Source organism: Pseudoxanthomonas winnipegensis, assembly GCF_004283755.1.
In the GTDB taxonomy this organism is placed as follows: Bacteria; Pseudomonadota; Gammaproteobacteria; order Xanthomonadales; family Xanthomonadaceae; genus Pseudoxanthomonas_A; species Pseudoxanthomonas_A winnipegensis.
The window spans coordinates 569,247-582,866 of record NZ_SHMH01000001.1 but is presented as its reverse complement, the minus strand read 5'-3'; the positions used below and the strand labels follow the sequence as shown (position 1 = coordinate 582,866).

Below are 13,620 nucleotides of genomic sequence, written 5' to 3'. Positions count from 1 at the left end.
GCGGCGCGCCGCGCCTTCCTCGCGCTTGCTTACTCCTCACTCCTCGCTTCACCGCTCAGGCCCAGTCTCGCCACGCGCGTGCCGCTGGCGCGGTCATGCCAGGTCAGGCGCTCGCGGTCGATCCAGGCCCACCAGAAGCCCAGGCCGCCGCACAGCAGCGACAGGGTGCCCACGCCGTAGCGCAGCCACAGCGCGCCCCAGGACGGACGCGCGGTGAAGGCGCCGGCCACCGCGATCTTCCACGGCCGCATGCCCAGGGTCTGGCCGCCGCGGCGCCAGCTCAGCGTGGCGTACAGGCCGGTCACCAGCCAGCAGCACAGCCACAGCAGCCACTGCAGGGCGCTGAACGGGGCGATGTTCTGCCGTGCGGCGTGGTGGCCCAGATAGGTGTAGCCGGCGGTGAAGGCCGCGGATACCGCGAACCACAGCGCCAGCGCCGGCCAGGCGTCGTAGAACAGCGCCAGCAGCCGCCGGCCGACGTAGGCGCGGCGGGGCGCGGGCAGGGCGAGCGGGGCGGCGTCGGGTTCGGCGGACATGGCCGTCAGCATAGAGCGCGCCCGGGCCGGCGCGCACCGCCGTGTCCCTTGGCGGCGCAGTCCGCCGCCTCGATGGCAGGCGCTACCCTTGCCGGCATGAGTACCCCCGCCGAACGCCGCCAGCGCGTGGCCGAGCTGCTGCCCTGCGGCGATGCCGATCAGCGCCAGATCGATCGTTTCCTCGACGCCATCTGGGCCGAAGGCGGCCTGGCCCGCGCCACCCTGGACAGCTACCGGCGCGATCTGCAGGGCTTCGCCCGCTGGGCGAGCTGGCGCGGCGGCGAGCCACCGTCTCGCGCGCCAGCGAGCGCCCCGCCGGGGATGGCCGGACCGGACGCTCCGCAAGCCGGCGCCGTCGCGCCTGCGAGGGCCGCCACCGACAACGTGCTGGCGACCGCCGATCGTGCCCTGATCTTCGACTACCTGGCCTGGCGCACGCGCCAGGGCTATTCGCCACGCAGCAACGCGCGCCTGCTCTCTTGCTTGCGGGCCTTCTACGGCCAGCTGGTGCGTCGCGGCGAACGCGCGGACGATCCGACCGCGCTGCTCGATCCGCCCAAGCTGCCGCGCGCGCTGCCCAAGGCGCTGTCGGAGAGCCAGATCGACGCGCTGCTGGCCGCGCCCGACGTGGACACCCCGCTGGGCCTGCGCGATCGCGCGATGCTGGAGCTGATGTACGCCTGCGGCCTGCGCGTGAGCGAGCTGGTCGGCCTGGCCGACGCCGGCGTCAACCTGCGCCAGGGCGCGCTGCGCGTGCTGGGCAAGGGCAGCAAGGAGCGGATGGTGCCGCTGGGCGAGGAATCCCAGCACTGGCTGCAGCGCTATCTCGACGGCGCGCGCGCGCAGCTGGCGGGCAAGCGCGGCGCGGCGCGGGGCGACGGCCGCACGCCGCTGTTCATCGACGCGGCCGGCCAGCCGCTGAGCCGGCAGGCGTTCTGGGGGCTGGTGAAGCGCTACGCGGTCCTGGCCGGGATCGACGCCACCAGGGTCAGCCCGCACGGCCTGCGCCACAGCTTCGCCACCCACCTGCTCAACCGCGGCGCGGACCTGCGCTCGCTGCAGCTGATGCTGGGCCACAGTTCGCTGTCCACCACCCAGATCTACACCCTGGTCGCCCGCCAGCATCTGCAGCAGCTGCACGCGAAGCATCATCCGAGGGGGTGAGCGCCCGGCTAGGGCTCGCTCGGCCGGGGGGCGTCATCTCGCGACCCAACTGCGCCATTCAGGGTCGCACGGCGCAGCCGGCGCCATGGGCGCGCTTCTGTGGGAGCAACTGTCTCCTCAACGCTAGCGGCCGCTCGTTTGTAGAGCGGAGCTTGTGGCAATCCCCTCTTGGGGACTCCGCTGCTCTTCGTTCGGTTCGTGGGGAAGGCCCCAGCGGAGCAAGCTCCGCTCTACAGGTGGGAGCAACAGTCTCCTCAACGCTAGCGGCCGCCCGTCTGTAGAGCGGAGCTCGCTCCGCTGCTCTTCGTTCGGTTCTTGGGGAAGGCCCCAGCGGAGCAAGCTCCGCTCTACAGGTGGGAGCAACAGTCTCCTCAACGCTAGCGGCTGCTCGTCTGTAGAGCGGAGCTCGCTCCGCTGCTCTTCGTTCGGTTCGTGGGGAAGGCCCTAGCGGAGCAAGCTCCGCTCTACAGGTGGGGGCCGCCCTTTTGGTCTCTTCGGCCAATGGCGGCGATGCGGCCTTGCCGGGAAAGCCCCTCGCCGGCATGCCGGCTCCCCACAGACCACAGCGGGGCATGCCGCTCCTGGGGCGGGGCGCCGCTGGCCAAGCCCTTCAGCCGGCCTGTGCGAGAATCCGGTCCGATGCCCCGCCTGGCGGGGCCCCGCGCCGAGCGCCGCACGCGGCCGCCGGCCCCGAACCAGGAAGTCCCACGATGCGCCGTCTTGTCCCCCTCGTCCTGCTGACCGGCCTGAGCCTGACCGCCTGCGCCAAGTCGCCGCAGTCCGCCGCCGATACCGCCAAGCCCGCCACCGCCACCGCTGCGGCCGCGCCGGCCGGCAACGACCAGGTCGAAGCCCGGGTTCGCGCCGCGCTCAAGCAGCTCAATCCCCAGGTCGACGTGGACTACATCGGCAAGGCGCCGCTGCCGGGCTTCCGCGAGGTGATCGCCGCCGGCCAGCTGGTCTACATCAGCGACGACGGCAAGTACCTGGTCCAGGGCAACGTGATCGACGTGGCCCAGCGCAAGGACCTGATGCAGGGCAGCGACGCGCTGGCCCAGTACCGCCAGAACCTGCTCAAGTCGGTCAAGCAGGCCGACCGCATCGTGTTCGCGCCGGCCAATCCCAAGTACACCGTCAGCGTGTTCACCGACATCGAGTGCGGCTACTGCCGCAAGCTGCACAGCCAGATCGCCGACTACAACAAGCAGGGCATCGCGGTGGAATACCTGGCCTGGCCGCGCATGGGCCTGGGCAGCCAGGACCACAAGGACATGATCTCGGTCTGGTGCGCGGCCGATCGCCGCAAGGCCCTGACCGAGGCCAAGGCCAGCGGCCAGGTCACCGCGCGCGACTGCAACAACCCGGTGAACATGGAATACAACGTCGGCCAGCGCCTGGGGGTCAATGGCACCCCGGCCGTGTTCGCCCCGGACGGCAACCAGATCGGCGGCTACCTGCCGCCGGCCGAGATGCGTGCGGCGCTGGACAAGCTGGCGGCCGCCGACGCCGCCAAGGCCAAGAGCGCCGGCATGCCGTAAAGGCGTGGGAGCAACGGCCTGCTCGAATCCAGCAGCGACCTGCCTGTAGAGCGGAGCTTGCTCCGCTGGGGCTTTCCCATGATCCGGCCGAAAAACAGCGGAGCAAGCTCCGCTCTACACGTGGGAGCCGCCACGGCGGCGATGAGGCTCTACCGGTAAAGCCCTACCGCCGCCATGGCGGCTCCCACATTAGGTTTGGCGCTGTGGCATTGCCGGGAAAGCCCCGCCCCGCCATGGCGGGGCCCGCCGCCGGTACAATGGGCGGCCCCGCTCCACGGCTCCCACGGTTCCCGGACATGATCGTCCTCGAAGGCCAGCCGGCCTTGTCGCAGTTCCGCCGCGCGCGGCTCGAATCCCGCCTGCAGTCCGTCGCCCCCCAGGTCCGCCTCCTGGGCACCTGGCAGGTCTACTTCATCGATCCGCAGCCGGGCACCGCGCCGGACCTGGAGGCGCTGCGCCGCATCCTGCAGGCCGGCGACACGCCGGCCGCGCGCGAGGACGGGGCCACCAGCCGTCTGGTCGTGCCGCGCCTGGGCACGCGCTCGCCCTGGTCGAGCAAGGCCACCGAACTGCTGCGCGGCGCCGGCATCGCCGTGCACCGGGTCGAGCGCGGCACGCGCGTGGACCTGGCCGGCTGGCCGGACGATGCGGCCGCCCGCACGGCGCTGGACAAGCTGCTGCACGATCCGATGACCCAGTCGCTGCTGGCCGGCGTCGAGCAGGCCGGTGCGCTGTTCGAGGCGCCGCCGCGAGGCGAACTGGCGCGTGTGCCGCTGGATGCGCTGGAAGCGGCCAACGCGCGCCTCGGCCTGGCCCTGGCCCAGGACGAGATCGACTACCTGCGCGCGCGCTACGCGGCGCTGGGGCGCGACCCGTCCGACGTCGAACTGATGATGTTCGCGCAGGCCAATTCCGAGCACTGCCGGCACAAGATCTTCAACGCCAGCTGGACCATCGACGGCCGCGCCCAGGAGCGCTCGCTGTTCAAGATGATCAAGCACACCCACCAGCAGACCCCGCAGTACACGCTGTCGGCCTACAGCGACAACGCCGCGGTGGTCGAGGGCCTGCCGGTCGCGCGCTACCGGCCCGATCCGGCCAGCGGCCAGTACCGCAGCGAGGCGGTGCTGCCCAGCGCCTTCCAGATCAAGGTCGAGACCCACAACCACCCGACCGCGATCGCGCCGTTCCCCGGCGCCTCGACCGGCGCCGGCGGCGAGATCCGCGACGAGGGCGCCACCGGGCGCGGCGGCAAGCCCAAGGCCGGCCTGACCGGCTTCAGCGTTTCGCACCTGCGCATCCCCACGCTGCCGCAGCCGTGGGAGGCTCCGCGCGCGCTCAACCCGCGCATGGCGCCGGCGCTGGAGATCATGCTCGACGGCCCGCTGGGCGGGGCGGCGTTCAACAACGAATTCGGCCGGCCCAACCTGCTGGGCTACTTCCGCAGCTTCGAGCTGCCCGAAGGCGCGGGCCTGACCCGCGCCTACGACAAGCCGATCATGCTGGCCGGCGGCCTGGGTGCGATCGACCGCTGCCAGGTCGAGAAGAAGACCCTGCAGCCGGGCGATGCGGTGATCGTGCTGGGCGGCCCGGCGATGCTGATCGGGCTGGGCGGCGGCGCGGCCAGTTCGGTCGCCTCCGGCGACAGCGCCGAGGACCTCGACTTCGCCAGCGTGCAGCGCGACAACCCGGAGATGGAGCGCCGCTGCCAGGAAGTGATCGACCGCTGCGTGGCGCTGGGCGCGGACAATCCGATCCGCTGGTTCCACGACGTCGGCGCCGGCGGCCTGTCCAACGCCATCCCCGAACTGCTGCACGACTCGGGCGTGGGCGGGATCATCGACCTGGACAAGGTGCCCAGCGACGATCCCTCGCTCTCGCCGCTGGAGCTGTGGTGCAACGAATCGCAGGAGCGCTACGTCCTGGGCGTGCCGCAGGCCCGCCTGGCCGAGTTCGCCGCGATCTGCGAGCGCGAGCGCTGTCCCTTCGCCGCGGTCGGCGTGGCGACCGCCGAGGAGCGGCTCGTTGTGGGATATGGCGTCCTCGGCGCCGGGATTCGGGATTCGGGATTCGGGATCGGCCAGCCCGTCGCTTCCGCCCAATCCCCAATCCCCAATCCCCAATCCCCGCACCCGATCGACTTGCCGATGGACGTGCTGTTCGGCAAAGCACCGAAGATGCATCGCGAGACGGCGCATCCGGCGCCGGCGCGCTGGCCCGAGCTGAAGACCGAGGGGCTGGAGCTGCGCGAGGCGGGGCTGCGCGTGCTGGCGCATCCGTCGGTGGCGTCCAAGAGCTTCCTGGTCACCATCGGCGACCGCAGCGTCGGCGGGCTGACCGCGCGCGATCAGATGATCGGCCCCTGGCAGCTGCCGCTGGCCGACTGCGCGATCACGCTGGCCGGGTTCGACACCTTCGCCGGCGAGGCGATGTCCATCGGCGAGCGCGCGCCCTTGGCGCTGCTGGATGCCGCCGCCTCGGCGCGCATGGCCGTGGGCGAGGCGATCACCAACCTGTGCGCCGCGCCGGTGCCGGCGCTGGAACACGTCAAGCTGTCGGCCAACTGGATGGCCGCGGCCAACCACGCCGGCGAGGACGCGCTGCTGTTCGACGCCGTGCGCGCGGTCGGCATGGAGCTGTGTCCGCAGCTGGGCCTGAGCATCCCGGTGGGCAAGGACTCGCTGTCGATGCAGGCGGTGTGGACGGCTGGGAATGGGGAATCGGGAGTCGGGAATCGGGAAGCGGCGGTCGCCGCGGTTGCCGACGCTTCTGCTTCGCCCACTCCCCATTCCCCATTCCCCATTCCCGGCGAAACGCTGAAAAGCGTTTCGCCCGTCTCCCTGGTCATCTCCGCGTTCGCGCCGGTCGACGACGCGCGCACGCAGCTCACCCCGCTGCTGTCGCGCGAGCCGGACACCGAGCTGTGGCTGATCGGGCTGGGCGGCGGCAAGCAGCGCCTGGGCGGTTCGGTGCTGGCGCAGGTGTTCGCCGGCGACGAGGCGCTGCCGGCCTTCGGCGGCGACGTGCCGGACCTGGACAACCCCGAGCTGCTGCGCAATTTCTTCGAGATGGTGCGCGAGGCGCGCGCGGCCGGCCTGCTGCTGGCCTATCACGACCGCAGCGACGGCGGTGCTTTCGCCGCGCTGTGCGAGATGGCCTTCGCCGCGCGTCTGGGCGTGGACATCGCGCTGGATGCCTGGGGCGAGGACGCCTTTCGCGCGCTGTTCAACGAGGAACTCGGCGCCATCGTGCAGATCGCCGCCGAAGACCGCGCCGCCTTCGCCGACCTGGTCGAGCGCCATGCGCTGACCGAATGCGCGCAGCGCATCGCCAGGCCCACCACCGCGCCGAGCGTGCGCGTCACCCAGGCCGGCCAGCCGCTGGCCGAGTGGCGCTGGGAGGAGCTGTTCGACGCGTGGTGGTCGGTGAGCCACGCCATGCAGCGCCTGCGTGACAACCCCGAGAGTGCCGACGAGGAGCGCCACACCGCGCGCACCTTCGCCGAGCCGGGCCTGAAGCCCAAGCTGGTGTTCGATCCGGCCGAGGACGTGGCCGCGCCGTTCATCGCCACCGGGGCGCGGCCGAAGGTCGCGATCCTGCGCGAGCAGGGCGTCAACGGCCAGATCGAGATGGCCAACGCCTTCGAACGTGCCGGCTTCGACGCCTTCGACGTGCACATGAGCGATCTGATCGAGGGCCGCGTGACGTTGGAGCGCTTCACCGGCCTGGCCGCGTGCGGCGGCTTCAGCTATGGCGACGTGCTCGGCGCGGGCCGCGGCTGGGCGACCTCGATCCTGGAACGTCCGGCATTGCGCGCGCAGTTCGCCGCGTTCTTCGCGCGCGAGGCGACCTTCTCGCTGGGCGTGTGCAACGGCTGCCAGATGCTGAGCCAGCTCAAGGACATCATTCCCGGCGCCGAGCACTGGCCGCGCTTCCTGCGCAACCGCAGCGAGCAGTTCGAGGCGCGCACCGCGCTGCTGGAGGTGGTGGAATCGCCGTCGGTGTTCTTCCGCGGCATGGCCGGCTCGCGCATTCCGGTGGCCGTGGCCCATGGCGAGGGCCGCGCCGAGTTCGATTCGGCGGTGGACCTGGCCGCCGCGCGCGTGTCGCTGCGCTACGTCGATGGCGATGGCCAGGTGGCCACGCGCTACCCGACCAATCCCAACGGTTCGCCCGAGGGCATCACGGGCCTGACCACCAGCGACGGCCGCGCCACCATCCTGATGCCGCATCCGGAACGCACGCCGCGCACGGTCAACCTGAGCTGGTCGCCGGCCGGCTGGGCGGACGACTCGCCGTGGCTGCGCATGTTCCGCAATGCACGGGTGTGGTGCGGCTAGCGCCGGGTCTTCGACGCTCGCGACATTGCGCCGCACACATCGACGCCCATCGCTTGCGATGGGCGTTGTGCGTTATGTGACCTCTGTTCCTTTACGCGATATTCGTTCTCGCAATTTGCGCAGGCCATCTCGGCATGAAGTCGTTGAAATGGCTTGTTTTGCCGCGTCTTCGCATGGCGTTGCAATGCATGAACGGCACTTGACGTCAAGAAATTGACTCGCGGACTATCGATCCAGACGCATGACGCGAGTCCATGCGTTCGGTCCGCCATTAAATCCCCCGCAAGGTGGACCGTCGCCGTTCAACGAGAGAGAGACATCCGACTGCTGTGACCGTGTGCGCGAAGCGATTCGCGCGCCGACGGGGGTCTCTTGCCCGCAACAACACAACGCCAAGGAAAGGAACGCATGAATCGCATCTTCTGCAAGCTGTGGGATGCCCGACGCGGGCAGGTCGTGGTGGCCTCGGAACTGGCCTCGCGCCACGGCAAGGGCAAGGGGGCGCGCATGGTGCGGGCCGCGCTCGCCGCGGTGGTGGTGTTCGCCGCGCACAGCGCGCTGGCGCAATCGGTGGGCGGTGGCGTTTCCTCCGGCAAGGCCAGCACCGCGATCTCGCCGCAGACGGCCGACTGCGCCGATGCGGCCACGCGCACGGCGCGCGCCGGCGGCGGGAACGGCATCGCGATCGGCTGCGGCGCCGATGCCTCGGGCGATGCGTCCACGGCGGTGGGCTTCCAGAGCGAGGCCAGCGGCGCGCAGTCCACCGCCAGCGGCGCGGCAGCGCTGGCCAGCGGCGATGGCGGCGTGGCGCACGGTGCGCTGAGCGAGGCGTCCGGCGTGGAATCCACGGCCAGCGGCTACTACAGCGCCGCCACCGCCGACGGCGCCACCGCGCATGGCGCGGAGAGTGTGGCCAGCGGCATCGAATCGACCGCTGGCGGTTTTTTGTCCACCGCCAGCGGCGCCGGGGCGACCGCGCACGGCGCCGAATCCGTGGCCAGCGGCGACTACGCCACCAGCCTGGGCCTGGCCGCGCAAGCCACCGGCACCAGCGCCACGGCGCTGGGTGAGTTCTCCATCGCCGGCGGCGAGGAAAGCACCGCGGTCGGCGGCTCGGCGCTGGGCGGCACCTACCAGACCCAGGCGCTGGGCATAGGCGGCGCGGCCTTCGGCAACGGCGCCTGGGCCAATGGCGACTATGGCACCGCGCTGGGCTATCTGAGCTCGGCCGATGCGCAAGGCGCCAGTGCGCTGGGCGCGGGCGCGTGGGCGCAGGCCAGCGACAGCACCGCGCTGGGCTTCGGCGCGCACGGCGCCGCGGCCAACAGCGTGGCGCTGGGCGCGCGCTCGGTGGCGCAGCGCGAGAACAGCGTGTCGGTCGGCGATGCCGGCGCCGAGCGCCAGATCGTCAACGTGGCCGCCGGCACCGAAGCCACCGATGCGGTCAACAAGGCGCAGCTGGATGAAGTCGCCGCGACCGCCAACACCACCAGCACGTATTTCCAGGCCAGCGGCAGCGCCGACAGCGATGCCGGTGCCTACGTCGAAGGCGACAACGCCGTGGCCGCGGGCGAGGCCGCCAACGCCATCGGCAACGGCGCCTCGGCGCTCGGCGGCGGCGCCACGGCGGCCGGCGTCAACGCGACCGCCAGCGGCTTCAATGCCACCGCCAGCGCCGACTCGGCGACCGCGGTGGGCGGCACGCTGACCTATGCCGATCCGGACACCGGCGAGGTGCTGCTCGATCAGACCACCAGCGCCAGCGCGGTTGGTGCCAGCGCGCTGGGCGCCGGTGCGCAGGCCAGCGGCGCGTTCAGCACCGCCACCGGTGCCGCCGCCACGGCGACGGGCCTGCAGGCCACGGCGAGCGGCTTCAGCAGCAGCGCGGCCGGGCTGGCCGCCACGGCCAACGGCGGCTTCGCCAGCGCGGCAGGGGACTTCGGCTCGGCCTTCGGCTATGGCAGCGAGGCGGCGGGCGTCAACGCGACCGCGCTGGGTGCGGGCGCCGCCGCGCAGGGCGGCAGTTCCACCGCCGTGGGCGAGAGCAGCCAGGCGCTGGGCGAGGAGGCGACCGCGGTCGGCGGCAGCACCTTCTTCGGCCTGATCGGCACGCGCGCCAGCGGCACTGGCAGCGCCGCGTTCGGCAACGGTGCCTGGGCCACAGGCGAATACAGCACCGCGCTGGGGCATAACAGCTATGCCGACGGCACCAGCAGCGCGGCGATCGGTGTCAACGCCTTCGCCGAAGCGGAGAACAGCGTCGCGCTGGGCGCCGATTCGGTGGCCTCGCGCGCCAATACGGTGTCGGTGGGCGATGCCGGCGCCGAGCGTCAGCTCACCAACGTCGCCGCCGGGACCGAGGGCACCGACGCGGTCAACAAGGCGCAGCTGGACGAGGTGGCCACGACCGCCAACACCACGCGCAAGTACTTCCAGGCCAGCGGCAGCGCCGACAGCGATGCCGGCGCCTATGTGGAAGGCGATGACGCGATCGCCGCGGGCGAGGCCGCCAACGCGCTGGGCACCGGCGCATCGGCTTACGGCGCGGGCGCCGGCGCGGCGGGCAACCAGGCCACGGCCATCGGCCACAACAGCGCGGCGGTGGGCGAGGGCAGTGTCGCGGTCGGCGGCATGGGCCAGGCCTTCGATCAGTACAACAGCCCCATCGAGGATGCGGACGGCAAGCCGGTGCTGGTCGGCGCCAACGCCACCCAGGACGCCACCGCCGTCGGCGCCGGCGCGCAGGCCACCGGCGCGGTGTCCTCGGCGTTCGGCTACGGCGCGCAGGCGCTGGGCGAACACAGCACGGCCGGCGGCTACAAGGCGCGCGCGGTCGGCGGCTATGCGGTGGCCTTCGGCGACAGCGCCTGGGCCAGCCAGGATTACGCCACCGCGGTCGGCGCCTATGCCTGGGCCACTGCCGAGGGCGCCTCGGCCTTCGGCCAGGGCGCGTGGGCGACCGGGCTCAACACCTCGGCCTTCGGCACCGGTGCCTGGGCCAGCGGCAGCGGCGCGACCTCGATCGGTTTCAACAGCTGGGCCCCGGGCGCCAGCGCCACCGCGATCGGTCGCGGCGCGTTCGGCTATGGCGACTACAGCATCGGCCTGGGCTACCAGGCGCTGGGCAACACGATCAACAGCATCGCCATCGGCACCAATGCGCTGGCCGACAACGAGAGCGCCATCGCGCTCGGCGCCGGCAGCGAGGCCACCGGCAACAACGCCGTGGCGCTGGGCGCCGGTGCGGTGGCCGCGCGCGACAACAGCGTCTCGGTCGGCGATGCCGGTGCCGAGCGCCAGATCACCAACGTCGCCGCCGGCACGCAGGACACCGACGCGGTGAACAAGGCGCAGCTGGACCGGGTCGCCGCCACCGCGCAGACCACCAGCAAGTACTTCCAGGCCAGCGGCAGTGCCGACAGCGATGCCGGTGCGTATGTGGAAGGCGACAACGCCGTGGCCGCGGGCGAGGCGAGCAATGCGATCGGCAGCGGTGCCTCGGCGTTCGGCTCGGGTGCCAACGCCAGCGCGCAGAACGCCACCGCAGTGGGCTTCAACGCCGTGGCCGCGGGCCAGAACGCGGCGGCCTTCGGCAACAACGCGCAGGCCACCGGACCTGCGAGCGTGGCCGTGGGCGGCGTGGCGGTGGACGAGAACGGCGATCCGCTGATCACCGTCGAGGGCGCGCCGGTCAGCACCGGCGCGACCAGCGCCAGCGTGGGCGGCACCGCGCTGGGCGCCAGCGCCGATGCCTCCGGCTTCGCCGCCACCGCCACGGGCGTGGGCGCCTACGCGGCCGGCGCGCAGGCCACGGCGGTGGGCGCGGTGGCCAATGCGATCGGCGACTACACCACCGCGGTAGGCACCTCGAGTGCGGCGGTGGGCACCAGTTCGACCGCGGTCGGCGGCGTGGTCGATCTGGTTCCGGGGCAGGGCGCGTTCGTTTCGACGCAGGCCAGCGGTGAATCGGCCAGCGCCTTCGGCGCCGGCGCGATCGCCGCGGGCGATTACAGCCTGGCCAGCGGCGTGCTCAGCGGGGCCGACGGGCTGGAGAGCACGGCGGTGGGTTACTTCGCCTATGCGCCTTCCGCCCTGTCCACCGCGCTGGGCGCCGAGACCTGGGCCAGCGGCGAGGCGAGTACGGCGATCGGTTACTACGCCACCGCGTTCGGCGACAACAGCGTGGCGCTGGGCGCCAATTCCAAGGCCACGCGCAACAACACGGTCTCGGTCGGCGATGCGGGTGCCGAGCGCCAGATCACCAACGTCGCCGCCGGCACGCAGGACACCGATGCGGTGAACAAGTCGCAGCTCGATGCGGTGGCGGCCTCGGCCGAAGGCACCAGCGCGGGCTTCCAGTTCTCCGGCAAGGGTTTGGCCAGCGCCGGCGGCAGCGATGCTACCGCGGCTGGTTCGGGGGCGAACGCCGCTGGCAATCGCAGCGTAGCGCTGGGCGCGGGCAGTGCGGCCAGCGGTGCCGGTGCCATCGCGGTGGGCGCTGCGAGCAAGGCCAGTGCGGTCAACGCCACCTCGGTCGGCCTGCAGTCCAGCACGCTGGGCGCCAACGGCGTGACCGTGGGCTACAACGCCTTCGTGCGGCAGAGCGCGAGCAACGGCGTGGCGCTGGGTGCCAATGCGGGTGCGACCGGCGCCAACTCGGTGGCGCTGGGCGCGGGCTCGCGCACCTACGAGGCCGACACCGTCTCGCTGGGCAGCGGCAACGGCCGCGGCGGCCCGGCCACGCGCCGCATCGTCAACCTCAGCCAGGGCCTGCTGGCCGAGGGCAGCACCGAGGCGGTCACCGGCGGTCAGCTCTACCAGTCGCTGCAGGCCTATGCGCGCTACCTCGGTGGCGGCGCCTCGGTCGGCCCGCTCGGCGGGCTGACCACGCCGACCTTCATCGTGCAGGGCGATGGCTACAACAGCGTGGGCGATGCGCTGGCCGCGCTGGATTCGAAGGTGACCGAGCTCGACGCGCGCAGCGGCACGGCCAGCGCCAGCAAGGTCGCCACCTCCGCACGCAGGACGCTCAGCGCCGCCGCCCCGGCCAGCGTCGAGCCGGCAGCGGAAGAAGCGTCCACCGAGACGCTGCGCACCGCCGCGAGCGAGCGCTCCACGCCTGTTACCTCCACCGCCACTGCCGCCGCCACGACCGCCGCAGCGGCCACGCCGGCCTCCACCACGCTCGGCGACGCGGCCCAGGCCAATGCCGACAGCGGCACCGCGATCGGCGGCGCCGCCTATGCCGCCGGCCCCGGCGACACGGCCATCGGCAGTAATGCGCGGGTCAACGCCGACGGCAGCACCGCGGTCGGCGCCAATGCCACCATCGCCGCCGAGGCGACCAACGCGGTCGCGGTGGGCGAAGGCACCTCGGTCACCGCGGCCAGCGGCACGGCCGTGGGGCAGGGCAGCAGCGTGAGTGCGCAGAACGCCGTCGCCCTGGGCCAGGGGTCGACCAACGACCGCGCCAACACCGTCTCGGTGGGCAGTGCCGGCAACCAGCGCCAGGTCACCAACGTGGCCGCCGGCACGCAAGCCAACGATGCGGCCAACGTCGGCCAGGTGCAGGCCGGCGACGCGCAGTCGGTGGCCACCGCCAAGGCCTATACCGACAACACCGCCACGCAGACGCTGAGCAGCGCCAACAGCTACACCGACGCCAAGTTCAACGCCTGGAACCAGGACCTGGACGGCTACAAGCAGGGCGTGGACCGCCGCTTCGCCGAGCAGGACCGCCGCATCGACCGCCAGGGCGCGATGAACGCGGCGATGCTCAACATGGCCACCAGCGCCGCCGGCATCCACACCGAGAACCGTGTCGGCGTCGGCGTGGGCTTCCAGGGCGGCGAGAACGCGCTGTCGGTGGGCTACCAGCGCGCGCTCAGCGAGCGGGCCACGATCACCGTCGGCGGCGCCTTCAGCGGCGACGAACGCTCGGTGGGCGTGGGCGCCGGCTTCGGCTGGTGAGGCAACACCACGGGCCGTCGCCCTCGCGGCGGCCCGTGCAGGGATGGAACGCCGCCCGGCCCAGCCCGACGC

The 13,620-nt window shown here is 72.3% G+C and carries 5 protein-coding genes; 4 read left to right on the top strand and 1 reads right to left on the bottom strand.

The window, feature by feature from the left end; translation table 11 throughout:
• Positions 1 to 29 precede the first annotated feature (29 nt).
• Positions 30 to 536 carry an RDD family protein gene (locus tag EAT51_RS02625; protein WP_130515336.1) on the bottom strand — a complete coding sequence of 169 codons (507 nt, stop codon included), beginning with the start codon at positions 534 to 536 and terminating at the stop codon, positions 30 to 32.
• Between the two features lie 72 nt (positions 537 to 608).
• Here EAT51_RS02625 and EAT51_RS02620 point away from each other — a divergent pair, with 72 nt between their 5' ends.
• From EAT51_RS02620 to EAT51_RS02605, 4 genes are all read left to right on the top strand, one after another.
• Positions 609 to 1,700: a site-specific tyrosine recombinase XerD gene (locus EAT51_RS02620; RefSeq protein ID WP_425478165.1), complete on the top strand. Its 1,092-nt coding sequence runs from the start codon at positions 609 to 611 to the stop codon at positions 1,698 to 1,700.
• Between the two features lie 710 nt (positions 1,701 to 2,410).
• A complete protein-coding gene (locus EAT51_RS02615; protein WP_130515340.1) occupies positions 2,411 to 3,238 on the top strand; it encodes a DsbC family protein in 828 nt (275 codons plus the stop codon).
• Between the two features lie 296 nt (positions 3,239 to 3,534).
• Positions 3,535 to 7,578, top strand: a complete 4,044-nt coding sequence (purL, locus tag EAT51_RS02610; protein ID WP_130515342.1) for a phosphoribosylformylglycinamidine synthase — start codon at positions 3,535 to 3,537, stop codon at positions 7,576 to 7,578.
• A gap of 408 nt (positions 7,579 to 7,986) precedes the next feature.
• Positions 7,987 to 13,548: an ESPR-type extended signal peptide-containing protein gene (locus tag EAT51_RS02605; protein ID WP_130515344.1), complete on the top strand. Its 5,562-nt coding sequence runs from the start codon at positions 7,987 to 7,989 to the stop codon at positions 13,546 to 13,548.
• Positions 13,549 to 13,620: the final 72 nt, after the last annotated feature.